This window comes from Cellulosimicrobium protaetiae (assembly GCF_009708005.2).
In the GTDB taxonomy this organism is placed as follows: domain Bacteria; phylum Actinomycetota; class Actinomycetes; order Actinomycetales; family Cellulomonadaceae; genus Cellulosimicrobium; species Cellulosimicrobium protaetiae.
Genome location: NZ_CP052757.1, coordinates 1,948,707 through 1,975,081, shown reverse-complemented (window position 1 = coordinate 1,975,081; position 26,375 = coordinate 1,948,707). Strand labels below are relative to the sequence as shown.

The window sequence follows — 26,375 nt, the reverse complement described above, 5'->3', positions numbered from 1 at the left end:
CGTGAAGCATATGTCAACGTTGACATATGCCTCGAGCAGGCTCTAGCGTCCGCTGGGTCAGCGCATCTTCCACCGGACGAAGGAGTCCTCCATGTCCCGACGACGCTCACGTCGGTGCGCCACAGCCGCTGCGGCGGCGCTGTCGCTCCTCGCGACGCTCACGCTCGCGGCGACGCCCGCGTGGTCCTCCCCGGGACCGGCCGCGGAGGCCGCGGCCGCCGACCCGCCCGATGACGGGCCCGTCGTCGTGACCCTCGACGACTTCGACGGCTACGCGGACGATGCCGCGCTGTCGTCGCTGTACTCCCGCAACACGAACGGTGGCGCGAACACGGCGACGCTCGTCGACTCGCCGTTCGGTACCGAGGGCGAGGACCTCGGTTCCGCGATGCGGTTCGACTACGCGTTCACCAACGGCTACTCGGGTCGCTCGCGCGCGGTCGACGGGTACTGGCCCGGCCTGCGGGCGGTCGAGCTGTGGATCACGAACGGCACGCCCGGTCAGGACGTGCTGCTGCAGCTCTCCGACGGCGCGTCGTTCGAGGCGCACCTGAACGACGTCGCGGGGTTCGACGCGACGTCCACCGCGCCGCAGCGCGTGCGCGTCCCGGTCGAGGACTTCCGCCCCAAGTCCGGCACCGGCACCCTGCGTACGAGCGGGATCGCCTCGTTCGCGCTCTACGTCAACCAGGTCGGGCCGGGGACGGGAGGCACCATCGTGGTCGACGAGATCGACCTGCTGTTCGACGTCGCACCGCCGGTCCCGGAGGTGACGTTCCTCGCGACGGAGCTGCGCACCGACGGCGCCGGGAACCTCCTGACGCTGCTCGCCGAGCACGCCGTCGTGCCCGACGGCACGCGCGTCGTCCAGGCGACGTGGACCTCCGACGACCTGGCGGTCCTGCGCGACGCGACCCGCCCCGAGCCCAAGGGTGACTTCCGCGCCGAGGGCACGGTCGGCGTCGACCTCCACCAGGTGCGGCTCTTCGTCCCTGCCGAGGACGGCGGCGCGGGCACGACGTTCGCCGTCGACGTCGACACGCACCTCGAGATCGAGGTGACCGACCTGCCCGCGCCGGTCGACGTCGTCGACTACCTCGACGCGATCACCGGCACCGGGATGCTCTCCGCGATGCACCACGACCAGTCGTACGCCAACCCCGCGGCGAACGACGTGCTGCACCAGCGCGTCGCGAACGAGTTCGGCGCCTACCCGGCGCTGTACAGCGCGGACTTCCTCACCGGCCAGACGGTCCCCTACCGCGAGAACATGATCGACGAGGTCCGCCGCCAGTGGGACGCGGGCAACCTCGTGCAGATCATGTTCCACGTCTCGCCCCCGCAGTACACCGTCGCGCAGGAGGTGCAGGGCAACTGGGGCGGCGACCAGGCGCACGAGACGCTCCCGAGCCCCAACCGGATCTACTCGTTCCTCTACGAGGACCAGTGGGACGAGCTGCTCACGGACGGGACGCCGCTCAACGAGAACTGGAAGCTGCGCCTGGACGAGTACGCGCGCCTGCTCCAGCCGCTCGAGGACGCGGGCGTGACGGTCATGCTGCGTCCGTTCCACGAGATGAACCAGCACGTGTTCTGGTGGGGAGGGCGGCCCGGGCTCGACGGCAGCGCCGGGCTGTACCGGATGGTCCACGACTACCTCGAGCAGGAGAAGGGCCTGTCGAACATCGTGTGGGTCTGGAACGTCCAGGACCTGCCCGACGACTACGGCTTCGCCGACGGCGACGCCAAGTTCGACCGCTACGAGGGCCTCGAGGGCGGGCTGCCCGAGTACGACGCCAACGACTGGTCGAGCTTCAGCCCCGGCGCGGACTACTACGACGTGCTCTCCGTCGACTTCTACGACGTCGAGGGCTACGCGCCGAGGCACTACGAGCAGGCGCAGCGCATCGCGCAGCGCGACGGCAAGCCGATGATCGTCGGCGAGGCGTTCGTCTTCCCGACGCAGGACGAGATCGCGGCCCAGCCCGACTGGTCGCTCACCATGCCGTGGGGCGTGCGGACGTGGAACTACAACACGCCGCAGGCCATGGCGACGTTCTACGAGCACAGCATCGGTGCCGCGGGCCTGCCGCGGTTCACGACGCGCGACAACACCGCGACGCCCCGGGTCACCGACGCGCGCGTCGTCGGCGTCGTGAACCCGCACGGGTACGAGGTGGCCGCGCTCGCGGTGCGCTACTCCGCGCCGCTGCCCGCGGGCGAGCTCGACCCCGCGGCGTTCGCCGTCCGGGCGGACCTCGACGGCCCGACGCCGGGAACGTCGTCGGACGGCCCGCGCACCGTGGTCCGGGCCTTCACGGCCGCAGGGCCCGACGGCGCCAGCTCGCCCGGGCAGGAGCCCGCGCCGGGCGAGTGGGTCGTCCTCGAGCTCGACACGTCCGACGCCAACGCGGCCGGGACGTTCTACTCCGGGACGACGCAGACCTACGACCTGGCCGCCGCGTACTCGGTGACGCAGGTCGCCGACGTGAGCGTCGGCGGGACGACCGTGCCCGCGTCCGACGGCCCGGTCGGGGCGTCGGCGGTCGACACGCCCGTCGTCGACGAGTACGAGGCCGGGACGTGGGACGGACCGGGCGACGCGTTCCGGTACCGGCTCTTCACGCCGCACGCGTACCGTGAGTCGCCCGACGACGACACGCTCTACCCGCTCGTGCTCACGCTCCACGGCACGGGCGAGACCGGCACCGACAACGCCGTCCAGCTCCTCGGCAACCAGCTCTCGGTCGCGTTCGCCGCGCCCGAGCGCCAGGCGAGCGATCCGGCGTTCGTCCTGTCGCCGCAGCGCGCCCCCGACCAGGACTGGCTCACGCCCTCCGGGCGCGAGGCGCTCGTCGGGATGGTCGAGGACCTGGTCGACCGCTACCCGGTCGACCCCGACCGCGTGTACCTCACGGGGCTCTCGCGCGGGTCGCGCGCGAGCTGGCCGCTGCTCACCGAGGACGGCGACCTGTTCGCGGGAGCGCTGCTCGTCGCGGGCGGCGAGTCGGCCGACCTCACGGCGCAGATCACCGACCTGCCGGTCTGGGTGCACCACGCGATCGACGACCCGACGGCGCCGTACGGCCTCACCCTCACGGCCCTCGAGGGTCTCGAGCGCGCGGGCGCCGTCGTGACGCGTGGCGAGTGGGCCGGCAACCTCCCGCGCGACAAGGCGGCTGCGCAAGCACAGTCGCTGTGGGACGACGCGCGAGCCCGCGGTAGCGAGGTGCTCCACACCGCGTACTCGCCCGGCACGACGGGCACACCGGACCGGCTGGCGTACCCGCACTCGTCGTGGATCCCGACCTACTCGAACCCGGTCGTCCTCGACTGGCTCTTCGCGCAGTCGCGCGACGGCGGCCCGTCGGTCTCGGTCGAGGCCTCGGCACGCTGCCTCGCCGGGAAGGCGTACGTCGCGGTCCGCGCGACGAACGACGGCGGCGCACCGGTCGGCATCACCCTCACCACGCCGTACGGCAGCAAGACCGTCGCGGCCGTCGCTCCGGGCGCGAGCGCGTACCAGTCGTTCGCGTCACGCACGACGGCGGTCCCGGCGGGCACCGCGACCGTCACCGTCACCGCGGGCGACGGCGCGACGACGACGCTCGACGCGCCGTACGACGCCACGACCTGCGGGTAGCGTCCGACCTTCCCGCACGTCGTCTCCGACGAACGACGCCCCCGCCGCCCGCCCGGGCGGCGGGGGCGTTCTCGTTCCGTCAGGCTCCGCACCCGCGGCCCTCGCACCGTCGGGCACTCCGCCGGTGACCCTGACGCCTGGTGACGTTGCCCAGCGACCCTGCCCAGTGCCCCTTTCCAGTGACCCAGCGTGCCCCCGCGACGTCGTGCCGGCTCGTCGAGCCCGACCTCCCTCGTCCTCAGTGGACGGCGGCGAGCAGGACTCCGACCCCGACGAAGAGTCCGCCGAAGAGCCGGTTGACGGTGCGCTGCCCGCGCGGGCTGCGGGTCAGTCGCCGCAGCCCCGTCGCCGCGGTCGCGAAGAAGAACCACATGACGAGCACGTCGATCACGACGACCGTCACCCCGAGCACGACGTACTGCGGCAGCAGCGGCCGGTCCGGCCGGACGAACTGCGGGATGAACGCGAGGAAGAAGACGATGGCCTTCGGGTTCGTGAGGTTGACGAAGAGCCCGCGCCGGACCATGGACCACCGCGACTCCGGCCCGCGCGGGACGGCGTCGCGGTCGTCGTCGCTCGGGCGCGACCGCCACTGGCGGATCCCGAGGTAGACGAGGTAGGCGGCGCCGCCGTACCTGACCACGTCGAACAGGACGGGCGAGCCCGCGACGAGCACGCCGACGCCGGCCGCCACGATCGCCACGTGCGCGACGAGGGCGAGCTGCTGGCCGAGGATCCCCCAGATGGAGCGCGCCCACCCGACGCCGATCGAGTTGGCCATCGTGTTGACCGCCCCCGCGCCGGGCGTGAGCGAGATGAGCACCCCGGCGGCCGCCAGGGTCGTCCAGACCGACCACGCCATGGCGGACAGGATAGGCGCCCTACGGCGGGCGCCGAGCACCCGAGCGCCTCGCACCGAAGGCACCGAGCACCCGGGCGCCCCGCGCACCAGTCACCGCGCGACCAGAGCACCACGTGCGGGCACGACGACGGCCCGCGCGGCACTTCCGGGGTCGCGCGGGCCGTCGTCGGCCGGTGCTCGGTCCGACCGCTCAGCCGCAGGCGAGCGCCGCGTACGGGGCGTCGAGCTCGACCGCAGCGTCACCCGAGCCCACGGTGACGACCGCGGACCCGGCGGGCACCGACGTCGCGCGCACCGCGAACGACTGGTACGCGTTGGCCCCCGGCGCGACGGCCGCGAAGGCCTTGCTCCCGTACGGCGTGCCGAGCGTCACGACGACGGGCGCGTCGCCGTCGTTCGTCGCCCGGACGGCGACGTACGCCTTGCCGGCGAGGCACCGCGAGGTCGCCTCGACGGTCACGGGCACGCCGGGTCCCGCGGCGGCGGTCCGCACGTCGTCGACGACGAGCACCGCGGGACCGCCGCCCCCGAGGTAGAACGAGATCTCCGTGACCGACTGCAGGTCCGGGCGACCGCCGCCGCCCGCCCACGGCGGGAGCGCGAGGTCCGAGAACGGTACGTGCACGACCCCCGCGGGCTGCGGGCCGACGTCGGGCAGCACGGTCTCCCAGAACTGGCCGCCCGCGACGACCTGCACGGTGACGTTCTGCCCCGCGCCGAGGCCGGAGCGGTCGAGCCACAGGTCGAGGCCCGTGTAGCCCCACCACGACTGCGGCGCGTCGAACGTGCGGGTCACGCCCGCGTAGCCCGACGACGCGAGCGTCGTCGCGAGGCGCATGGCCTGGCCGCCGTCGGCGCCGAGGACGAGCGTCGGGGTGATCGGATCTCCCCCGGTGTTCGCGCGGTGCGCGGCGGTGAGCGCGGCGTCGTCGGCGAAGCCCTCGTAGTCCTCGACGACGAGCGGCTCGGTCGGCAGCGCCTCGGTCGCGAAGGTCCGCGGCCCGCCCGTCATGCCCGTGCTCCCGGCCCCGTTCACGGCCTCGACGTGCCACGTGTACGACGTCGCGGGGTCGAGCTCGACAGCCGGCGCGAGGCTCGTCCCCCGCACCTCGGCGGAGACGAGCGGCGTGCCGGGCGCGTCGCTCCGCGCGAGCGTCACGCGGTAGGTCGCGGACTGGGCGGCCGGATCCCACCGCAGGGTCGGGGTGCCGCGCAGGGCGGACGCACCGTCGTCGGGCGCGAGGGCTGCGAACGCGCCCGGAGCGGCGAGCTCCCCGCCCGTGCCGTACAGGCGCACGTCGCCGAGCTGCTGCGCCCACTCCGGCGTCGCGTCGGCGGGCCAGACGACGCGCACCGCGTCGGTCCCCGCGGGCAGGGGCGCGGTGTACGCGAAGCGACCCCACGCTCCGCCCACGGTCCCCGGAGCGCCGGCGACCGTGACGTCGAGGCCCTGCCACGCGGCGTCGACCCGTACCTCGAACGCGAGGTGGGCCGGCTCGGCGTCGGGCCAGTACCACCCCGTCGCCTCGAGGCGCGTGAGGCCGTCCGCCTCCCACGCGAGCGACGCCGCGCCGGGCGCGTCGCGCTTGGCCCGCCCGGCGTCGCCGCCGAACAGGTCCGGGTTGCCGGTGTCGATGCCGACCGACCCCTCGATGTTCGCGCCCGCCAGGTCGTCGAGCGCGTCGTCGACGACGGGCAGGTCTGCGGCGCCGCGCAGCGTGACGCGCTCGAGCCGTGCCGATGCCCCCGCCGGCCACGTGACGCGCAACCGCTCGCCCTGCGCCGCGGAGACGGCGACGCGGAAGCGCCCGTCCTCGTCCGGCCCGACGGCGGTGCTCGCCGCGGCCCACGTCTCGCCGTCGGTGCTGGTCTCCACGACGAGCGCCGCGACGTCGGCGGCGGTCGCCGCCCGCACGCGCAGCTCCGCGCCCGTGAGGCCGTCGTGCGCCCACGTCGCGTGCGCGGGGTCGTCACCGACCGGGCCGAGGAGCGCGGCGTCGCCGTCAGGCGTGACGCGCAGCCCGGCGTGGTCGACGAGCGGGCGCTGCGTCTCGAGCGGGTCGACGAGGACCTGCTCTCCCGCGGCCACGACGACCGGCTCCGAGGCCGGGCCGTCCACGCCGTCCGTTCCGACCGGGACGACACGGTAGGCCGCGTCGCCGCCCGCGGACGTGTCGAGGTACGGCTCGCCCGTGTCCGTGAGGCCCTCGGCGACGACCTCGAACGGCCCGGTCGGGACGCCGTCGGACACCGCCGCGCGCTCGACCCGGTACGTCGCCGCGCCCGCGGCCCCGCGCCACGACACCTCGTGGAAGCCGTAGGTGCTGCCGACCGACGTCACGAGCGGCCGCCCCACCTCGACGGGGACCGGGGCGCCCGCGAGCGCCGCCGAGAAGTCCCGGATCGCCGCGACGTTGCCGCGCATGCGGTCGTCGGTGCCCGGATAGTGCAGCGTGAAGCCGTCGTCGTGCGGCACGAGGCCGGACGCGTCGTCGTGCCCGAAGAGGGACCAGAACATCATGCCCGTGACGTCGGGCTCGGCCGCGAGCGGCTCGAGCAGCTCGGGCGTCGCGGCGGTCGACGCGTACTCGCCGGCGACGTACACCTTGCCGGCGTCGGTGATGCGGGCCGCGTCCGCGCGGACACCGCTCGCCGTCGGCGGGTAGTAGTGCACGTCGACGATGTCGACGAGCGGGGACGCGAGCGTGTCGTCGTCGATGCCGAACCGCTTGCCCGCCGCGACGAGCTGGCGCGGCGCGCGCTCGGAGATCTCGGTGGCGACGTGCTCGATCCACTGGGGCGTCATGCCCTCGAGCTCGTTGCCAAGCTCCCACGCGAGGACCGTCGGGTCGTCCTTGAGCGCGAGCCCGGTGTACGGGTTCACGTGGTCCATGACGTGGTGCACGTAGTCCGTGAAGTCCGCGACGACGCGCGGGTCGGAGTAGAACTCCGCGCACGGCGTGAGCGGCGTCGTCGGCGCGCACAGACCGTACGGGGCTCCGAAGTCGCGGTGCCCGCCGTGGTAGTACGCCCACTCGTCGGTCAGCGGCAGGACCAGGCGGATGCCCTTCGAGCCGGCGTAGGCGACCGCGTAGTCGATGCTCGCGAACGCGTCGGCGCTGTACCCAGCCTCCTTCGAGGGCAGGATCGCGAGCTCGGTGCCGGTCGAGGCGAGCATGTGCGAGCGCACGACCGTCACGCCGAGGTTCGACGCCGTGTCGATCGCGTCGCGGATGCGGAAGAACGTCGGGTAGTCGACGACGCCGGGCGGGACGTTCTCGTCGAGGCCGAGCCAGTAGATGTTCGTCCCGCTGAAACGGAACGTCTCTCCGTCGAGGACGAGGCGTGTGCCGTCGCGCTCGACGAACGAGGTGTTGCGGCTCGCGCCGAGGGGTGCGCTCACGGCGGGGACCTCCTTCGTCGGGGCGGCGGCGGTGCGGGTCGGGCTGCCGTCCGCGCTGCCTGCGGCGGCACCGACCGGGACGACCGTACCCGCGAGCGCCAGCACGATCGCGGTCGCGAGGGCGCGCGGTCGGTGTCCGGCGGGTGGTCGGTGCTCGGCAGGTGGTCGGCCTCGGTGGGAATCGGCACTGCCTGCGCGGGGCCTCGCCGCACGCTTTCGTCGTGGGGTCATCGTCCGCTCCTTCGCGTCGGTGTGTCGCGTCGGCGCCCGACGCACGGCGACCGTAGATCGCCCGGGTGTTGCGTGTCAACGCTGTCATACTGGCATCGCTCCCACGGCGGATGCTAGTGATAGCAAGACATTAAGCGGTTCATGACAACGCTGGACAGAATCCGCCGCGCGGTACTACCGTGGCCGCTCGTCAAGCACCACTCACGCAACGACGCGGAGGACGCATGCGACACCTCACCCCAGCCGACGGCAGGCCCGACCACGAATCCGGGCCGGCACACGGCGCGACGACGGGCGCCCGCCCGAGCACCCCGCGACGCGCTCTCGCGGCGCTCGCCGCGGGCCTCGCAGCGCTGCTCGTGGCAATGCTCGTCCCGACCGCCCCTGCCGCGCACGCCTTCCCGGCGCGCGACAAGCAGGCGGTGATCGACTACCTGCGGTCCATCACCGGGACCTCGATCGTCTCGGGGCAGCACAACAAGGAGCCGGCCTCGGCGCCCGGCCAGTACACGCAGCAGGTCCGCGACATCACGGGCCAGTACCCGGGCCTGTGGGGCGGCGACATGATGTTCCGCGGTCAGGACCAGGCGAACCGGCAGCGCGTCGTCGACCAGGCGAAGGCGGAGTGGGTCAACGGCTCGCTCGTCGCGCTCACGTGGCACGCGTGCTCCCCTACGGGGCCGTCGACGTGCGAGTTCGAGGGCGGCGTCAAGACGCAGATCACCCAGGGCCAGTTCGAGCAGATCGTCACGGGCGGCACGGCGCTCAACCAGACGTGGCGCGCGCGCATGGCCGAGGTCGTGCCGTACCTGCGCCAGCTCAAGGACGCGGGCGTGCCCGTGCTGTGGCGGCCGTTCCACGAGATGAACGAGACGTGGAACTGGTGGGGCGGCCGTGCCGGGGTCAACGGTGGCGCGAAGATCTACCAGCAGATGAAGGACTACTTCGACTCGCAGGGCCTCGACAACCTCATCTGGGTCTGGAACGTGCAGGACAACCCGAACGCGAACTGGTCGAGCTACTACCCCGGCAGCTCGTACGTCGACGTCGTGAGCCTCGACGTCTGGTACAAGAACCACCCCAGCCAGTCCGACTACCAGCAGATCCAGTCCATCGCCGGGAGCAAGCCCATCGCGATCGCCGAGATGGGGAAGGTCCCGAACGACGCGCTCCTCACGGCCCAGCCGCGCTGGAGCTACTTCATGGTCTGGTCGGAGCAGCTGCGCGGGAACAACTCGAACGCCGAGATCCAGGCGGCGTACTTCCACCCGCGCGTGCTCAACCAGGGCGAGGTGCAGCTCGGCTCCGGCGGCGGGACGCCGAACCCCGGCCCGACGCCCGCGACCGGCGCGATCGTCGGGCTCGCCGCCAGGTGCGTCGACGTCGCCGCGTCCGGGACCGCGAACGGGACCGCCGTCCAGCTCTACACGTGCGCACCGGGCGTCGCGCAGACGTGGGAGGTACGCGCCGACGGCACGATCCGCAACCCGAATGCGAACAAGTGCCTCGACGTCGCGGGGCAGGGCACCGCGAACGGCACACCCGTCCAGATCTGGGACTGCAACGGGTCGGGCGCGCAGCAGTGGGTGTACTCGGCCGCGACGCAGTCCCTGCGCAACCCGCAGGCGAACAAGTGCCTCGACGTCACGGGCCAGTCGTCGGCGAACGGGACACGGCTCCAGGTCTGGGACTGCACGGGCACCGCGAACCAGCGGTGGGCACTGCCGTCCTGACTCCCCGGTCCGGCTCGCCCGGCGGTCGTGAGCGCCCCCTCGCGATCGCCGGGCGAGCCTGTCAGGTGCGCGGCGAGCCGACGTGGAAAGGTTGCCCCATGACCGGGCCAGCCGACTCCACCACCCCGCCCCCCGTCGTCGTGCCGCCGGACGCGCTCGCCGCCGCGGCGGCGGGCCGCACGTTCGACCCGCACGCCGTGCTCGGCCCCCACCTGGCGCCCGACGCCGCCGACGCGCGCGCCGTCGTCCGGGTCCTGCGTCCGCTCGCCGACGAGGTCGTCGTCGTCACGACCGACGGCGAGCACGCTGCCGCGCACGAGCAGGACGGGGTGTGGGCCGCCGTCGTCCCGGTGCACCAGGACGCCGACGGCACCCGGCACGCCCCCGACTACCGCGTCAGGGCGCGCTACGGCCACGAGGCCACGACCGCCGACGACCCCTACCGCTTCCTGCCCACCCTCGGCGAGGTGGACCTCCATCTCGTCCGGGAGGGCCGGCACGAGGAGCTGTGGCGCGCGCTCGGCGCGAACGTGCGCACCTACCCCAGCGCGCTCGGCGACACCACGGGCACCGCGTTCGCCGTCTGGGCACCCAACGCGCGCGCGGTCCGCGTCATCGGCGACTTCAACGGCTGGGGAGCGACCCACCCGATGCGCTCGCTCGGCGACAGCGGCGTGTGGGAGCTCTTCGTCCCCGGCGTCGGCGCGGGCGCGCGGTACAAGTACGAGATCCTCGGCCCCGACGGCTCGTGGCGGCAGAAGGCCGACCCGCTCGCCAAGGCGGCGGAGGTGCCGCCCGCGACGGCGAGCATCGTCGTCGAGTCGCAGTTCACGTGGACCGACGACGCCTGGCTCGCCGCGCGCGCCGCCCACGACCCGCACACGCAGCCCCTCAGCGTCTACGAGGTGCACCTCGGCTCGTGGCGCCAGGGGCTGTCCTACCGCGACCTGGCCGAGCAGCTCACCGCGTACGTCGTCGAGCAGGGCTTCACGCACGTCGAGCTCCTGCCCGTCGCCGAGCACCCGTTCGGCGGGTCGTGGGGCTACCAGGTCACCGGCTACTACGCGCCCACCTCACGGTTCGGCCACCCCGACGACTTCCGCTACCTCGTCGACCGCCTGCACGCGGCCGGCGTCGGCGTCGTCGTCGACTGGGTCCCCGCGCACTTCCCGCGCGACGAGTGGGCCCTCGCCCGGTTCGACGGCACGCCCTGCTACGAGCACGCCGACCCGCTGCGCGGCGAGCAGCCCGACTGGGGCACGTTCGTCTTCGACTTCGGGCGCAACGAGGTCCGCAACTTCCTCGTCGCCAACGCGACGTACTGGCTCGAGGAGTTCCACGTCGACGCGCTGCGCGTCGACGCCGTCGCCTCCATGCTCTACCTCGACTACTCGCGCGGCCCCGGCCAGTGGCACCCGAACGTGCACGGCGGGCGCGAGAACCTCGAGGCCATCGCGTTCCTCCAGGAGGCCAACGCCACCGCCTACCGGCGCACGCCCGGCGTCATGATGATCGCCGAGGAGTCGACGGCCTGGCCGGGCGTGACCCGTCCGACGTCGGCCGGGGGGCTCGGGTTCGGGCTCAAGTGGAACATGGGCTGGATGAACGACTCCCTGCGCTACGTCGCCGAGGAGCCCATCAACCGGCGCTACCACCACCACGAGATCACCTTCTCGATGGTCTACGCCTACTCCGAGCAGTTCGTGCTCCCCATCAGTCACGACGAGGTCGTGCACGGCAAGGGCTCGCTCTACGGCAAGATGCCCGGCGACGACTGGCAGAAGCGCGCCGGCGTCCGCGCGTTCCTCGCCTACCAGTGGTCCCACCCCGGCAAGCAGCTCCTCTTCATGGGCAGCGAGATCGGCCAGCACTCCGAGTGGAACGAGGGCCGGTCGCTCGACTGGGACGGCCTCGCGGCCGACCCCGGCCGGCAGGGCGTGCAGCGCGCCGTGCGCGACCTCAACGCGCTCTACCGCGCGACCCCCGCGCTCTGGGAGCTCGACCACGACCCCGCCGGGTTCGAGTGGCTCGACGCCGACGACGCCGACCACAACGTCCTCGCCTACGTGCGTCGCGGGCGCGACGGCAGCGAGGTCGCCGTCGTCGTGAACTTCGCCGGCACGCCGCACGAGGGCTATCGCGTCGCGCTGCCGTCGGGCGGCGCCTGGCGCGAGGTGCTCAACACCGACGCCGAGGTGTACGGCGGGTCCGGCGTCGGCAACCTCGGCGAGGTCGAGGCGGAGACCGTCCCGTGGAAGGGCCGCGCGCACTCCGCGGCCCTGCGTCTCCCCCCGCTCGGCGCGCTCTACCTCGTCCCGTCGCCAAAATAGAACCCTGGTCCGCCGAAGTAGAACCGTGGTTGCGCGAGATAGAACCCTGGTTGGCTGAAGTAGAACCGTGGTTGCTTCCTGCCCGACGGCGGTCTGGTCACCTGGGGTGGGCGGGGTGGGTGGTGGTGCCGCGCGCTGGCGACCGGACCGTCGTCGGGCAGGATCACCGTTCTGCCCCGCCGAACATGGCTCTACCTCGCGCAACCACTGCTCTACCTCGGCAGACCTGGGGCACTGCCGAGGTGGCAGGACCTGCTGAGCGGGCGGGGCGGCCTCGGATGCGAAGGGCGTCGAGCCGCGCTGACCGACCGCGGCCGAAAGGCCGAGGTGACGGCGCGGCAGCCCGAGCACCGGGGACACCCCGCACGCGGACCCGACCACAGCCCGTCCGCGCCGCCCGGGTCGCGAGAGCAGCGAGTGTCAGTAGAGGCTGATCGCGAGGCGCTGACGCGCCTTGCCGACGCGGGGGTCGGTGGGGCCGACGACCTCGAAGTAGTCGAGGAGGCGGACACGGAGCTTCTCCTTGCCGTCCGCGTCGGCTCCGGGCAGGAGGTCGAGGAGGCGCCCGAGAGCGTCGTCGACGTGGCCGCCGAGCAGGTCGAGGTCGGCGATCGCGAGCTGTGCGTCGACGTCGCCCGGCGAGGCCGCCGCGGCGTCGCGCACGGCGCCCAGGTCGGCGTCGCGCGTGCGCTGGAGCAGGCGGACCTGCGCGAGGCCGGCGACGGCGAGCGCGTCCCTCGGGTCCTGCTTGATCGCCTTCTCGTAAGCCGCGACGGCGGCGTCGAGGTCGTCGCGCTCGATCGCGTCGTACGCCTCCTGGTGCAGCGGCGGGAGCTCGGGCTCGGGCTCCGGGGCGGGCTCGGCGGGCACCGGCTCGCCGTCGCCGCCCTGGGACGGCGCACGACCCGTCACGCCGTTGGCCTCGGCGGCCTGGAGCACCTGCTCGAGCACCGCGCGGATCTGCTCCGCGGGCGCCGCCCCCTGGAACAGCGGCACCGGCTGACCCTGCAGCACCGCGACGACGGTCGGCACGCCCTGGACCTGGAACGCCGCCGTGATCTGCGGGTACGCCTGGGCGTCGACCCGGGCGAGGAGGAAGCGGCCCGCGTACTCGTCCGCGAGCGCGCCCAGGTCGGTGCCGAGCTGCGCGTTCGCCTGGTCGGTCGGGATCCAGAGCAGCACGACGACCGGGTACTGGGCCGAGTCCTGCACGACCTGGCCGAACGTCTCGTCCGTGACGTCGACGACGTACCCGCCCGCGGCGGGCGCACCGCCCTCCTCCCCCGGCGGCGGGGACTGCGGCCTGGTCAGCGCGGACAGGTCGACCGCTCCGCGCACGTCGAACGCGGGCTGCTGCGTGGGTTCGCTCATGGTCGCAATCCTACGGAGCGTCAGGCGTTCGCGACCGACGTCGCCACGTGCTCGTTGCCGAGAACGCGGATCTTCTCCTCCGACCCGGCGGGCGGCACGTAGAGGGCGACCACGTCGACGTACCCGACCTTGAGCACGTTCGTCGGTGCGGTCGTCCCGTACAACGCCTTGATCGTCTCGAGGTCCGGCGGGACCTGCGCACCCTCCTCCGCCGTCATCGACTCCAGGGAGGTCATCGCGCCGACGACGAGCGCGCCGCCGTCCGCGGTGCGCACGGCGCGCACCTGCTCGTCCGGGTTCGGCGTGAAGGTGAGCGCGTACTGACCGGCGGCGGGTTCGAGAGCCGTCGTCCAGGCCTGGGCCCGGTCCGCGAGCTGCGTCCGGAACGAGTCGTCCTCGAAGGCGCCCGCGAAGCCGGAACCACCACCGAGGTTGAGCACGTCGGCGTACTGCGCGACGGCGTCCGTCGGGGTGACGAGCAGGTCCGAGTCGTCGGGGGCGACGGCCTCGCTCCCGATGCTGGGGTCGGCGAAGCTCGGCATGGTCACGCCGGGCAGCAACCGCACCCAGGCCCAGAGCTCGTAGGCGTCGCGCGCGCCGGCCTGCTCGAGGACCGACAGCCGGGGCGTCTGCAGGCTCTCGGGCTGCACGCTCACGGCGTACGACGTGCGGGGCCAGGTCTGGGTCGTCGGGATGACGACCTGCTGCACGTCCGTCGGGAGCTCCGTCACGAGGTCGGCGTTGCCGCGCGCGGCTGCGACGGCGAGCTGGCTCGTCCGGATCGCGAGCGCGGGTCCGGTCACGCGGCCGTCGAGCTGCGCCGGGTCGTTCGACTCCCCCGCCGCGGCGAGCGCGGAGGCGACGGCGTCGAGCACCACGGTCTCCTGGGACTCGGTGAGGACGGGAGGCGCCGGGTCCTGGGTGGGGTCGGGCTGCGGCGTCGGCAGGGGCACCGCGCAGGCCCCGAGCAGGAGCACGCCGACAAGACCGCCGGCCACCCCGAGGTGACGGCGGGCGCGGCGGGCGCGGGCCGTGTCGCGGGCGGTGCTGGTCATCGGGTGCTGTCCTTCGTCTCGTCCGTGTCGCGCTCCGGTTCGGCCGTTCCGGTGCCGGTGCCGGTGGGGGTGAACCCCCAGGCCCGGCGCCACGCGTCGGCCCGCGTCGTCGCGCTGTCCTGCGTCGTGGGGTGCCCGTCGGCGGCGTCGACGGTCGGCTGCGCGGCGGTCTTGGGCCTGCGCTCGCCCCGCGCGACGATCGGGATCTGCCCGGTGAGCCAGGCGCGCCGTGGCTTCTGCGCGCGCGACTGCTGCTCGGCGAGCCGGTCGGCCTCCTCCCGCTCGCGCAGCTCACGGCGCGTGAGCATGCGCACCTGCGCGGTGTCCGTGGGCGCCTCGCCGCCGTTCTTCTCGGCGGCTCCGCCGTCACCCGGCTGCGTCGCGGGCGGGGAGGCCGGTACGACGGCGGGCGTGGCTGCGGTCGCACCGGCACGCCCGGAGGGGCCACGGCGCTTGGGCCGCAGGCTGGCAGCGCCGATGCCCAGGCCGAGCAGGATGAGGACCGCACCGCCGATCACGGCGGGCCACAGGAGGGGGGTCTCGACCTCGCGCGGCCACGAGAGCTCGAGCGTCGGCGCGACCGCGCCCTCGCCCACCCCGGCGACGAGCAGCTGCCAGCGGCCGGGCTGGTCCGACCAGCGCAGGCTCGCCGAGCCCGCACCGCTCGACTCCTCGAACCACATGTCCGACCCGGCCGGGTCGACCCCGACGACGGGCTCCTCCTCGGCCGTCTCACCCTCGGCAGGCATCTCACCCTCCGCGGGCGTCTCGCCCTCGGCCGGCGACTCCCCTTCCGCGGGCGACTCGCCCTCAGCAGGGGTCTCGCCCTCGGCAGGAGCCTCCTCCGCGGCCGGTGCCTCCACCCGCGTCGAGAGCTCGTCCCAGTCGGTGAGCCCGGTGACCACGCCGTGCGCGTCCTCGCCGACCCACCCGGTCACGTCGACCTCGCGGCCGATCGCGAGCGTGACCTGCTGCTCGCCCGGTGCCGTGGCACGGATCGTCACGTCCTCGGCCACGAGGTCCAGGACCCCGGGCGCGGTGACGAGCATCGTGCCGTCCCCCGTGTACGCCGTGGTCGCCACGACCGTGTCGCTCTCCCGCCACACGGTGGCGGACGCGACGCCGAGGCCGACGGCGACGAGCCCTCCCACGAGCAGGAGGGCGGCGATGATTCGTTGGAGCACCGAGCTTCCCTTCGTCGATCGACGTTCCAGAATAGGGGCGAAAGCCCTCGTAGAACGAGCGAGGTGGATCGTCCGCGGATCCTCACGAACCGTTCACGCGCCCCCCGCGCAACGGTCCCACCGCGTCCGCCCGACGCAGGCGATGGCGGCGTCCGGGGCCGTCGGACCGTGTCGTCCGGGACCGCGCGACGCTCCGTCGTGCAGCACTGCGACCATCGTCTCACCTGCTCCAATCCGGGTATTCAGGACAGCCCGATCCCCGTATCCTGGTCGGAGCACGGCGGGGCCGTGGCACGACCGCCGCGCCCTCCCTCCTCGGGAGGGACGCCGCCCGGCGGCGGAGGCCGCGACGAACAGCACCGGAGGTCATCGACGTGTCCGACGAGCGCACGCTCTTCCCCATCACGATGCGCGGGTACGACCGCGTCCAGGTCGAGGCCCAGCTCGCGAAGCTGGAGAAGGCCGTCGAGGACGCGCGGTCGCGCGTGGAGGCCTCGGACGCCCGCGCCATGCAGCTGACGAGCGAGCTCGCCGACGCGCAGCGCCAGCTCCGCGAGGCGGACCGCCCCTCGTACGCGGGCCTCGGTTCCCGCATCGAGCAGCTCATGCGCTCGGCGGAGGAGCAGTCCGCCGACATCCTCTCCCAGGCCAACGTCCAGGCCGCCGACATCATGGCGCGCGCCAAGCTCTCGGCGGGCCAGGTGCGGTCCCGCGCCGAGAACGAGGTCGCCGAGCTCCTCAACAGCGCTCGCCTCGAGTCCGAGGAGATCCGGGCCACGAGCGCGTCGGAGGTCGAGGGCACGCTGCTCAGCGCGCAGCGACGCGCCGAGGAGTTCGTCGGATCGGCCGAGCGCGAGGCCGCACGCATCCAGAGCGTGATCGCGACCGAGGAGAGCGAGCGTCGCGCGTCGCTCGAGCGTGAGCTCGGCACGCTGCGCGCGACGGTGGAGCGCGAGACGACGGAGCTGCGCGTCACGACCGAGCGTGAGGCCGCCGAGCTGCGCGCGCGCGTCGCGGCGGAGACCGCCGCCCAGCGCGAGTCCGCCGAGCGCGAGTCGGCGGAGCTGCTGGAGAACGCGCGCCGCGAGGCGCAGCGCCAGGTCGACGAGGCCCAGCGCAAGGCGACCGAGGCCGCGAACGCCGTGACGTCGGAGATGGAGGAGCTGCGCGACAAGGCCCGCACCGCGCTCGCCGACGCCGAGCTCGAGGTCGTGCGTCGTCGCGAGGCGGCGGAGCGCGAGAACGCAGAGCGCCACGCTGCTGCCAAGGCCGAGACGGAGAAGCTCGTCACGACCGCCGAGGAGCACGCCTCGGAGGCCGAGAAGCGGGTCGCGCTCGCGCTCGAGCAGGCCGAGAAGGTCCGCGCGGAGTCGGACGCGTACGTCAAGGACCTCATGTCGACGGCCCGCCGCAACGCGGACCAGATCGTCGCGGAGGCCCGCGCGTTCGCGGACCAGACCGTGAGCGACGCGAAGGCGGAGGCCGAGCAGCAGCGCAACGTCGCCCAGCGACAGCTCGAGGACCTCACGCGTCAGCACGACTCGATCAACACCTACCTCGACGAGCTGCGCGGGCTCCTCGGCGGCGAGGCCGAGTCCGCGAAGGCACCGGCCAAGAAGGCCGCGGTGCCCGCGGGCACGCCGGCGCAGCAGGCTCGTGCGGCCACGCTCATGACGGCGGAGTTCCCGGTCGTCCCGGACGAGGACGTGCAGCACGTCGGGTCGGTCGAGGCCCCGGCGAAGCGGCGCCCCGCGAAGGCGGCCGACTCCGAGACCGACGCCCCCGCGCCGGCCTGACCCGTGCCCTCCGCGGACCCCGCGGGCCGCTCCGGGTCCGCTGCCGACGACTGGCGTCGGCAGCGGACCGAGGCCGCGGAGCACCAGCAGCGCGAGCTCGACCGCCGACGGGCGCAGGAGAGCGCCGCCGCGCGCGAGCTCCTCGCCGAGTTCGTCGTCCGCGCCCGTGAGCGGGGCCTCGACCCCGAGCCTCTGCGGGCGCGCTCGTTCGACGGCACGGCCACCTACCGGACCCCGCTGAAGGGCTGGTACCTGCGGCGCAACCGCAGCGTCGCCGTCGGCGAGGACGGCGAGTTCTACGTGCTGGGTGTTCCCGGCAGCGTCCTCGGGCGCCTGCGGGGCGTCACGGTGCAGCCCTCGGACCCTCCGCTCGTGCTGGGCAAGGGCGGCCGGGACGGTGAGTCGATCGACCTCGCCGACGCGCTCGCGCTCGTGCTCGACGGGCGCTGAGCCCGCGGTCCACGGGGGCGCCGGCGAACGGGCGACAGGTCAGACCGGCGAGCGGTCGGCAGGTCAGACCGACGACCGGGCGAGCAGGTCGGCCAGGGCGTCCGCGACCGCCGCAGGTTCCTCGACCGCGCTCATGTGACCGGCACCTGGGACCTGGACGAGCTGCGCCGAGGGCGCGGCGGCCGCCATGTGCTCGGCCTCGGGGACGGGCGTGATCGCGTCCTCCTCCCCCACGACCACGGCGACGGGTCCCGAGAAGCCCTCGAGGACGTGCGTGCGGTCGGGTCGGGAGGCCATCGCCCGCTGGGACCAGGCGACGCCGTCGGGCCGCTGCCCGCGGATCCACTCCTCGAGCCGCGCGGTCAGGTGCTTGCGCGCCGCCTTGCTCGTCTCACCGAGCATGACGCCGGGCATCCCGAGGACGGCGTCCACGGTCTGCGACCGGGTCGCCTCGTCCGCGATGCGCAGGCGGTTCGCGCGCGCGTCCTCCGTGTCGGCCGTCGACTTCGTGTCCACGAGCCCGAGGCCGGCGACGAGGTCGGGGTGACGCTCCGCGAGCGCGAGCGCGACGTAGCCACCCATCGACAGCCCGGCGACGACCGCGCGCGTGATCCCCGCGGTGGCGAGCGCGGCCGCGGCGGCGTCGGCGGACGCCTCGATCGACGCCGGCTCGCCCAGCAGCGGGCTGGCGCCGAGCCCGGGGAGGTCGACCGCGACGACGGTCGGCTCACCGGGCAGCGCGGCCGCGGCGTCGGCCCACATGCGGTGGTCCAGCGGGAAGCCGTGCAGCAGCACGAGCGGGGTGCCGTACCCCTCGCGCAGCGTGTAGGTCTCGAGCGGTGCCGTCGTCATGGTCCTCCTCGGGTCGTCCCGTGTCGCCGTCGGTCCGCGTCGCGGCCGGGGTCTCGCTCTCACGCTCCCATGCTCCCGGGCGTCCCGCCGAGGGAGCGGTACGCCCGTCGACCGGGCCCGGTGCCGTCAGTCGTCGACGCCGTCCGACCGGCTCGCGTCGTAGCTCGCCTGGTCGGAGTCGGCGGTGTCCCGCTCCGCGGTCCCCGCTGCGGCGCCGTCTCCGGACCACGTGGTCGGCAAGGGCAGCGGGAATCCCGGGCGGACGTGACCGACGATCTCGTCGAGCACCCGACGTACGGACGACTCCCCCACCCACAGGTGCTTGGCGCCGTCGACGCCGATCACCTCGGCGTTGCGCACGCGCGCGAAGCGCCGGCGCGCCTCGTCGGGACGCAGGTAGTCGTCGAGCTCGGGGACGAGCACGACGAGCGGCTTGCCGAAGGCGTCCCACCGGTCGAGGTCGGCGTCGGTCGCGCGGTGCAGCGGCGGCGAGAGCAGGATCGCGCCCTCCACGGCCGGGTCCGCACCGTGCTTGAGCGCGAGCTCGGTCCCGAACGACCACCCGACGAGCCACCGGTGCGGCAGGTCGCGGAACTCGGCGAGCTCGATGGCGGCGGCGACGTCGAACCGCTCGGCCTCGCCGCCGTCGAACGCCCCCTGGCTCGTCCCGCGCGGTGACGACGTCCCGCGCGTGTTGAACCGCAGCACCGCGAGGTCGGCCAGCGCGGGCAGGCGCCACGCCGCCTTCCGGTAGACGTGCGAGTCCATGTAGCCGCCGTGCGTGGGCAGCGGGTGGAGCGTGACGAGGGTCGCGACCGGGTCGCGGTCGGCGGGGAGCGCGAGCTCGCCGACGAGCGTGAGCCCGTCGGCGGTGTGCAGCTCGACGTCCTCGCGCCGCGCGGGCAGGACCGTCAGCGACTTGATCGGGGTGGGCTCGGCCGGTGCGTCGGCTCCGACGGGCGCGGGTTCGGGTGCGGTGCTCATCGTGGTCGAGCCTAGTTCGTCTCCCACCGACGACGACCGCGGGCCGCTACCGCGGACGACGACGGCCCCGCGCCTGCCAGCAGGACGTGTGCCAGTGCCGGCGCTGGTCGAGCGCCGTCTCGGCGCCGAAGAACGAGTCGTCCTGCCACGCCACGACGTGGCCGGTGCCGGGCGGGATCTCCTGGTTGCAGCCCGGGCACAGGTACGTCTTGGACCCGCCGCGCACCGTGCGGACCTGCCACTCGCCGTCGGCCCCGGACTCGCGGCGGGCGCCGCCGAGGGCACGGTCCAGGTCGAGGGGCGCGGGCTCCGCCCCCCAGGGTCGCTTGCGGGACGGTCGACGGGACGGCATGCGCCCATTCTCCCCCGCGCGTCGGCGCTCGACCTGCGGCGCGGGACGACCGGGCCGCTCTCAGCGGAAGTCCAGACGAGACCGCTAGAGTGTCCGCGCCGGTGCTGCACCCGGCCCTCGGACGCGAGGCGGCCCTGCCCCGGGACGCCGACGACCGCCGTCGTGCGGGTGCGGCCCAGACCCGACGGCCCCCGCGCCGTCCCACCGACCGAAGGACCCCCCTCGTGAAGCACCGCACCCTGCGCGGCGTCGCCGCGCTCACCCTGGGCGCCGCCCTCGTCCTCTCCGGCTGCGCCTCGGAGGGCGGCGGCTCCGGCGACGAGACGTCGTCGAGCCCGTCCGCGACCGACGGCGCGAGCGACGCCGCGACGTCGTCGCCGGAGGACGTCGCGGCGCTCGAGAGCATCACCGTCACCGGAGACCCGGGTGCCGAGCCCAGCCTCGAGTTCGAGCAGCCGTTCGAGGTCTCGGGCGCTGCGGCCATCTCGCTGAACGACGGCGAGGGCGAGGAGATCGCCAAGGGTCAGCAGATCACGATGCACACCGCGGCGTTCTCCGGCGCGGACGGCTCCAAGCTCGGCTCGACGTGGGAGACCGAGTCGCCCGAGCAGCTGATCATCGACGACTCGCTCTTCCCGCAGCTGCTCGACGTCGTCGTGGGCAAGAAGGTCGGTACCCGCTTCCTGTTCGCCAACCCGACGACGGACCAGACGACCGGTGAGCCGGTCACCTACCTGACCGTCGCCGAGGTCACCGAGGTGAAGACCATCCCCTCGCGTGCCGAGGGAGAGGCCGTCACGCCCGCCGAGGGCCTGCCGACCGTGACGCTCGACGACACCGGCAAGCCGACCATCGAGATCCCCGAGGGCTACGAGGCCCCGGCCGAGCTCGTCGCGCAGACGCTCATCAAGGGCGACGGCCCCGTCGTCACCGAGGACCAGACGGTCACCGCCCACTACACGGGCATGCTGCTCGACGGCACGGTCTTCGACTCGTCCTGGGACCGCGGCGCCCCCACGAGCTTCTCGCTCCAGCAGGTGATCCCGGGCTGGACGCAGGGCCTCGCCGGGCAGACCGTCGGCAGCCAGGTGCTGCTCGTCATCCCCTCGGAGCTGGGCTACGGCGCGCAGGGCAGCGGCTCGATCCCGGCCGACTCGCCGCTCGTCTTCGTCGTGGACATCCTCGACGCGCAGTGAGTCCTGCCTGACCCGACGAGGGCCGCACCCCCACGGGGTGCGGCCCTCGTCGCGTCGGGTGCGCGTCGCGACCGCGGGCCGTGGGTCCCGGGAGCTCGGGACCCGGACGGGCGAGGGGTGAGCGTCGCGCGACGTACGCTCGATCCATGACGGACGCCTCCACGCCCCCGGTCTCCTCCGTGCCCGACGACGGCGCAGCGCCGGGCCCCGCCGTCCCGCCCGAGCGCGAGGTGCTCACGTGGGAGACGTTCGGCGTCGCCGCGCGCGAGCTCGCCGAGCAGGTCGTCGCGAGCGGGTTCCGGCCCGAGGTCGTCGTCGCCGTCGCGCGCGGCGGGCTCCTGCCCGGCGGTGCGGTCGCGTACGCGCTCGGGACCAAGGGCGTCGGGACGCTCAACGTCGAGTTCTACACCGACATCGGCCAGACCCTCACCGACCCGCGCGTGCTCCCGCCGCTCATGGACACGTCCGACCTCCCGGGCGCGCACGTGCTCGTGGTCGACGACGTCGCCGACTCGGGCCGGACCCTCGCCCTGGTCATGGAGATGCTGAGCACCCACGGCGCCGAGGCGCGGTCCGCGGTGCTCTACACCAAGCCCCGCACGATCATCCAGCCGGACTACTCGTGGAGGGACACCGACCTCTGGATCACGTTCCCGTGGTCGGCCGACCCGCCCGTCGCGGGCGCGCAGCCCCGCCCGAAGGACTGACGCTCCGACGACGAACGGCCGCCCCCGGGGGGACGGCCGTTCGAGGTCTGTCAGGAGTGCGTGGGGCTCAGAAGTCCCAGTCGTCGTCCTCGGTGTTCACGGCCTTGCCGATGACGTACGACGAGCCGGAACCGGAGAAGAAGTCGTGGTTCTCGTCGGCGTTGGGCGAAAGCGCCGAGAGGATCGCCGGATTGACGTCGGTCTCGTCCTTGGGGAAGAGCGCCTCGTAACCGAGGTTCATGAGCGCCTTGTTCGCGTTGTACCGCAGGAACTTCTTGACGTCCTCGGTGAGCCCGACGCCGTCGTAGAGGTCCTCCGTGTACTGCACCTCGTTGTCGTACAGCTCGAAGAGCAGCTCGAACGTGTACGCCTTGAGCTCGTCGCGCTCCTCCGGGGAGAGCTTCTCGAGGCCCTTCTGGAACTTGTAGCCGATGTAGTACCCGTGCACGGCCTCGTCGCGGATGATGAGGCGGATGAGGTCGGCCGTGTTCGTCAGCTTGGCGCGCGACGACCAGTACATCGGCAGGTAGAAGCCGGAGTAGAAGAGGAACGACTCGAGCAGCGTGCTCGCGACCTTGCGCTTGAGCGGCGAGTCGCCCTTGTAGTACTCCATGACGATCTCGGCCTTGCGCTGGAGGTTCGGGTTCTCCTCCGACCAGCGGAACGCGTCGTCGATCTCGCGCGTCGAGCACAGCGTCGAGAAGATCGACGAGTAGCTCTTGGCGTGCACCGACTCCATGAAGGCGATGTTGGTGTACACCGCCTCCTCGTGCGGCGTGATCGCGTCCGGGATGAGCGACACCGCGCCGACCGTGCCCTGGATCGTGTCGAGCAGCGTGAGGCCCGTGAACACGCGCATCGTGAGCTGCTGCTCCTCCGCCGTGAGCGTGTGCCACGACTGGATGTCGTTCGACACCGGCACCTTCTCGGGCAGCCAGAAGTTCCCGACGAGGCGGTCCCACACCTCGAGGTCCTTCTCGTCCTCGAGACGGTTCCAGTTGATCGCGCTCACGCGATCGATGAGCTTGAGCTTCCCCGTGGGCGACATCTGCCTTCTTCTCTCCTGCTGACCCCGGACCGACCGGGAGGTGGCTACGAAACGAACGCTACGCCGTCGCGCACCACGGCAGGCATGCTGGTGACGGACGGACGAGCGGGGACCGGAAGGGATGCGGGCGCCGGTCGTGGCGGGCCTGGCGGGAGGCCGCGAGGCACGAGCGGCCGGATGGTAGACCGGCGCCCGCATCCCTGGAGAGTCACCGCGGCGGTGACCCGAAGACTAGAGCATGCACGAGACGCAGCCCTCGACCTCCGTGCCCTCCAGGGCCATCTGGCGGAGGCGGATGTAGTAGAGCGTCTTGATGCCCTTGCGCCACGCGTAGATCTGCGCGCGGTTGACGTCGCGCGTCGTGACCGTGTCCTTGAAGAACAGCGTGAGGCTCAGGCCCTGGTCGACGTGCTGCGTCGCGGCGGCGTACGTGTCGATGATCTTCTCGTAGCCGATCTCGTACGCGTCCTCGTAGTACTCGAGGTTGTCGTTCGTCAGGTAGGGCGCCGGGTAGTAGACGCGCCCGATCTTGCCCTCCTTGCGGATCTCGATCTTCGACGGCACCGGGTGGATGGAGGACGTCGAGTTGTTGATGTAGGAGATCGAGCCCGTCGGCGGGACGGCCTGGAGGTTCTGGTTGTAGATCCCGTGCTCCATGACCGAGGCCTTGAGGGCCTTCCAGTCGTCCTGGGTCGGCACGTGCACGCCGGCGTCGGCGAAGAGCTGGCGCACGCGCTCCGTCTCGGGCTCCCACACCTGGTCGGTGTACTTGTCGAAGTACTCCCCCGACGCGTACTTCGAGTCCTCGAAGCCGCCGAACGCGCGCCCGCGCTCGATCGCGAGGCGGTTCGACGCCGCGATCGCGTGGTAGGCGACCGTGTAGAAGTAGATGTTCGTGAAGTCGACGCCCTCGGTGGACCCGTAGTGGATCCGCTCGCGCGCGAGGTAGCCGTGAAGGTTCATCTGGCCGAGGCCGATCGCGTGGCCCGCCTCGTTCGCCCGCTTGATCGACGGGACCGACTCGATGCTCGTCTGGTCCGAGACCGCGGTGAGCGCGCGGATCGCGGTGTCGATCGTCTTGGCGAAGTCCGGCGAGTCCATCGTCTTGGCGATGTTCAGCGAGCCGAGGTTGCAGGAGATGTCGCGGCCGACGTGGTCGTACGAGAGGTCCTCGTTGAACGTCGACGGCGTCGAGACCTGCAGGATCTCCGAGCACAGGTTCGAGTGGGTGATGCGGCCCTTGATCGGGTTCGCCTTGTTCACCGTGTCCTCGAACATGATGTACGGGTAGCCCGACTCGAACTGGAGCTCGGCGATGGTCTGGAAGAAGTCGCGCGCCTTGATCTTCGTCTTGCGGATGCGCGAGTCGTCGACCATCTCGTCGTACTTCTCGGTGACCGAGATGTCGGCGAACGGCTTGCCGTAGACGCGCTCGACGTCGTACGGCGAGAAGAGGTACATGTCCTCGTTCTTCTTGGCGAGCTCGAACGTGATGTCCGGGATCACGACGCCCAGCGAGAGCGTCTTGATGCGGATCTTCTCGTCCGCGTTCTCGCGCTTGGTGTCGAGGAACCGCAGGATGTCCGGGTGGTGCGCGTGCAGGTACACGGCGCCGGCACCCTGGCGCGCGCCGAGCTGGTTCGCGTAGGAGAACGAGTCCTCGAGCAGCTTCATCACGGGGATGACGCCCGACGACTGGTTCTCGATGTGCTTGATCGGCGCGCCGTGCTCGCGGATGTTCGACAGGAGCAGGGCGACGCCGCCGCCGCGCTTGGAGAGCTGCAGCGCGGAGTTGATGCCGCGCGCGATGGACTCCATGTTGTCCTCGATGCGCAGCAGGAAGCATGACACGGGCTCGCCGCGCTGCGCCTTGCCGACGTTGAGGAACGTCGGGGTCGCGGGCTGGAAGCGGCCCGAGATGACCTCCTCGACGATGTCGAGCGCGGCCTGCTCGTTCCCGTCCGCGAGGCCGAGCGCGACCATGCACACGCGGTCCTCGAAGCGCTCCAGGTACCGCTTCCCGTCGAACGTCTTGAGCGTGTACGACGTGTAGTACTTGAACGCGCCGAGGAACGTCTCGAAGCGGAACTTCTTGGCGTACGCGAACTCGAACAGCGACTTGACGAACGCGCGGTCGTACTTCGCCAGCACGGCCGGGTCGTAGTACTTGTTCTCGACGAGGTAGTCGAGCTTCTCCTGCAGGTCGTGGAAGAACACCGTGTTCTGGTTGACGTGCTGCAGGAAGTACGCGCGCGCGGCCTCGCGGTCCTTGTCGAACTGGATCTCGCCGTTCGGGCCGTAGAGGTTCAGCATCGCGTTGAGCGCGTGGAAGTCGAGCTGGGTGCTCGCCAGCGGCACCTCGGTGACCGTGCCACCGCCTGCCACGCTCACGCCGGAATCCGTGACTGTCGTTGCCAAAATCGTCCCAATCCGTCGCGGACGCGCGCGGCGTCCTCGGCTGTTCCCAGGAGTTCGAAGGCGTACAGGTAGGGCACCTGGCACTTCGCGGAGATGATGTCACCGGCGATGCAGTACGCCTCGCCGAAGTTGGTGTTGCCCGCCGCGATGACGCCGCGGATCAACGACCGGTTGTGCACGTCGTTGAGGAACTTCACGACCTGGCGCGGGACGGCACCGCCCTCGTTGCCGCCCCCGTAGGTCGGGACCATGAGCACGTACGGCTCCTCGACGCGCAGGAAGCCCTCGGTCGGACGCAGCGGGATGCGCTGCACGTCCATGCCGAGGGCCGGCAGGTCGAGCCGCTGGACGAACCGGTGCGTGTTCTCGCTGACGCTGGAGAAGTACACGAGCGACCCCACGGGGACGCACCTCCGTCCTGCCCTGCTCCGCCTGCTTCCGTACGTGGTCGGGGCGCCTCACGGCGCCCCGGGAGGCCGGTCAGGCGACGACCGGCGAGACCTTCTGCGCGAGGGCGTTGATCTGGTCGGGACGGAACCCGGACCAGTGCTCGTCCCCGGCGACCACCACGGGCGCCTGCAGGTAGCCGAGCCCGCGGACGAGCTCGAGCGCCTCGGCGTCCTGGCTGATGTCCACGACGGTGTACTCGACGCCCTTCTTGTCGAGAGCGCGGTACGTCGCGTCGCACTGAACGCAAGCCGGCTTGCTGTAGACCGTGACGCTCATGGGGTGACTCCTCGTCTCTCGCGCTCTGCCCGGG

General features: G+C 72.6%; 19 protein-coding genes. 7 read left to right on the top strand and 12 right to left on the bottom strand.

What is annotated here, in order from left to right; translation table 11 throughout:
- Positions 1–91: 91 nt before the first annotated feature.
- Entirely contained in the window at positions 92–3,643 is a 3,552-nt protein-coding gene (locus tag FIC82_RS08355) for a glycosyl hydrolase (RefSeq protein WP_154798242.1), read from the top strand.
- Between the two features lie 238 nt (positions 3,644–3,881).
- Here the strand turns inward: FIC82_RS08355 and FIC82_RS08350 are convergent, their stop codons facing one another.
- Positions 3,882–4,505, bottom strand: coding sequence for a LysE family transporter (locus FIC82_RS08350; protein ID WP_154798241.1), 624 nt, complete (start codon positions 4,503–4,505; stop codon positions 3,882–3,884).
- A 190-nt stretch (positions 4,506–4,695) separates the two neighbouring features.
- A complete protein-coding gene (locus FIC82_RS08345; protein ID WP_154798240.1) occupies positions 4,696–7,908 on the bottom strand; it encodes a cellulase family glycosylhydrolase in 3,213 nt (1,070 codons plus the stop codon).
- 455 nt (positions 7,909–8,363) lie between these two features.
- Between FIC82_RS08345 and FIC82_RS08340 the strand changes: the two genes are divergently transcribed.
- Both FIC82_RS08340 and glgB read left to right on the top strand, forming a co-directional pair.
- Positions 8,364–9,872 (top strand): glycosyl hydrolase, encoded by a 1,509-nt coding sequence (locus tag FIC82_RS08340; protein ID WP_154798239.1) that lies wholly within the window; start codon positions 8,364–8,366, stop codon positions 9,870–9,872.
- Between the two features lie 98 nt (positions 9,873–9,970).
- On the top strand, positions 9,971–12,202 hold the full coding sequence (glgB, locus tag FIC82_RS08335) for a 1,4-alpha-glucan branching protein GlgB (RefSeq protein ID WP_154798238.1): 2,232 nt from the start codon (positions 9,971–9,973) through the stop codon (positions 12,200–12,202).
- A 420-nt stretch (positions 12,203–12,622) separates the two neighbouring features.
- On the opposite strand, the gene FIC82_RS08330 is transcribed toward glgB, so the two are convergent.
- Genes FIC82_RS08330 through FIC82_RS08320 form a run of 3 tightly spaced genes read right to left on the bottom strand, consistent with a single transcriptional unit; the run spans position 12,623 to position 15,812 of the window.
- Positions 12,623–13,573, bottom strand: a complete 951-nt coding sequence (locus FIC82_RS08330; protein WP_154798237.1) for a tetratricopeptide repeat protein — start codon at positions 13,571–13,573, stop codon at positions 12,623–12,625.
- Between the two features lie 20 nt (positions 13,574–13,593).
- Positions 13,594–14,628, bottom strand: a complete 1,035-nt coding sequence (locus FIC82_RS08325; RefSeq protein ID WP_154798236.1) for a DUF8094 domain-containing protein — start codon at positions 14,626–14,628, stop codon at positions 13,594–13,596.
- Positions 14,625–15,812 (bottom strand): hypothetical protein, encoded by a 1,188-nt coding sequence (locus tag FIC82_RS08320; protein WP_154798235.1) that lies wholly within the window; start codon positions 15,810–15,812, stop codon positions 14,625–14,627. Before FIC82_RS08320 ends, FIC82_RS08325 begins: the two co-directional genes overlap by 4 nt.
- A gap of 374 nt (positions 15,813–16,186) precedes the next feature.
- On the opposite strand from FIC82_RS08320, the gene FIC82_RS08315 reads away from it, so the two are divergent.
- Both FIC82_RS08315 and FIC82_RS08310 read left to right on the top strand, forming a co-directional pair.
- Entirely contained in the window at positions 16,187–17,608 is a 1,422-nt protein-coding gene (locus tag FIC82_RS08315; RefSeq protein ID WP_216610005.1) for a hypothetical protein, read from the top strand.
- 3 nt (positions 17,609–17,611) lie between these two features.
- Positions 17,612–18,058, top strand: a complete 447-nt coding sequence (locus FIC82_RS08310; RefSeq protein WP_168731634.1) for a hypothetical protein — start codon at positions 17,612–17,614, stop codon at positions 18,056–18,058.
- Between the two features lie 63 nt (positions 18,059–18,121).
- Here the strand turns inward: FIC82_RS08310 and FIC82_RS08305 are convergent, their stop codons facing one another.
- From FIC82_RS08305 to FIC82_RS08295, 3 genes are all read right to left on the bottom strand, one after another.
- Positions 18,122–18,910 carry an alpha/beta fold hydrolase gene (locus tag FIC82_RS08305; protein WP_154798234.1) on the bottom strand — a complete coding sequence of 263 codons (789 nt, stop codon included), beginning with the start codon at positions 18,908–18,910 and terminating at the stop codon, positions 18,122–18,124.
- Between the two features lie 126 nt (positions 18,911–19,036).
- Positions 19,037–19,894 carry an alpha/beta hydrolase gene (locus FIC82_RS08300; protein ID WP_253691627.1) on the bottom strand — a complete coding sequence of 286 codons (858 nt, stop codon included), beginning with the start codon at positions 19,892–19,894 and terminating at the stop codon, positions 19,037–19,039.
- Between the two features lie 46 nt (positions 19,895–19,940).
- Positions 19,941–20,246, bottom strand: a complete 306-nt coding sequence (locus tag FIC82_RS08295; protein ID WP_154798233.1) for a hypothetical protein — start codon at positions 20,244–20,246, stop codon at positions 19,941–19,943.
- A 224-nt stretch (positions 20,247–20,470) separates the two neighbouring features.
- On the opposite strand from FIC82_RS08295, the gene FIC82_RS21185 reads away from it, so the two are divergent.
- Positions 20,471–21,442, top strand: coding sequence for an FKBP-type peptidyl-prolyl cis-trans isomerase (locus tag FIC82_RS21185; protein WP_168731633.1), 972 nt, complete (start codon positions 20,471–20,473; stop codon positions 21,440–21,442).
- A gap of 146 nt (positions 21,443–21,588) precedes the next feature.
- Positions 21,589–22,149, top strand: coding sequence for a phosphoribosyltransferase (locus FIC82_RS08285; RefSeq protein ID WP_154798232.1), 561 nt, complete (start codon positions 21,589–21,591; stop codon positions 22,147–22,149).
- A gap of 67 nt (positions 22,150–22,216) precedes the next feature.
- On the opposite strand, the gene nrdF is transcribed toward FIC82_RS08285, so the two are convergent.
- The 4 genes from nrdF to nrdH form a co-directional block, all read right to left on the bottom strand.
- Positions 22,217–23,197: a class 1b ribonucleoside-diphosphate reductase subunit beta gene (gene nrdF / locus FIC82_RS08280; protein WP_047232915.1), complete on the bottom strand. Its 981-nt coding sequence runs from the start codon at positions 23,195–23,197 to the stop codon at positions 22,217–22,219.
- 231 nt (positions 23,198–23,428) lie between these two features.
- On the bottom strand, positions 23,429–25,588 hold the full coding sequence (nrdE, locus tag FIC82_RS08275; protein WP_168731632.1) for a class 1b ribonucleoside-diphosphate reductase subunit alpha: 2,160 nt from the start codon (positions 25,586–25,588) through the stop codon (positions 23,429–23,431).
- The gene (nrdI, locus tag FIC82_RS08270; protein WP_021480850.1) at positions 25,585–26,016 is read right to left on the bottom strand and encodes a class Ib ribonucleoside-diphosphate reductase assembly flavoprotein NrdI; all 432 of its coding nucleotides are present in this window, start codon (positions 26,014–26,016) and stop codon (positions 25,585–25,587) included. The genes nrdE and nrdI overlap by 4 nt, the downstream gene beginning before the upstream one ends.
- A gap of 79 nt (positions 26,017–26,095) precedes the next feature.
- Positions 26,096–26,341: a glutaredoxin-like protein NrdH gene (gene nrdH / locus FIC82_RS08265; RefSeq protein WP_154798230.1), complete on the bottom strand. Its 246-nt coding sequence runs from the start codon at positions 26,339–26,341 to the stop codon at positions 26,096–26,098.
- Between the last annotated feature and the right edge of the window lie 34 nt (positions 26,342–26,375).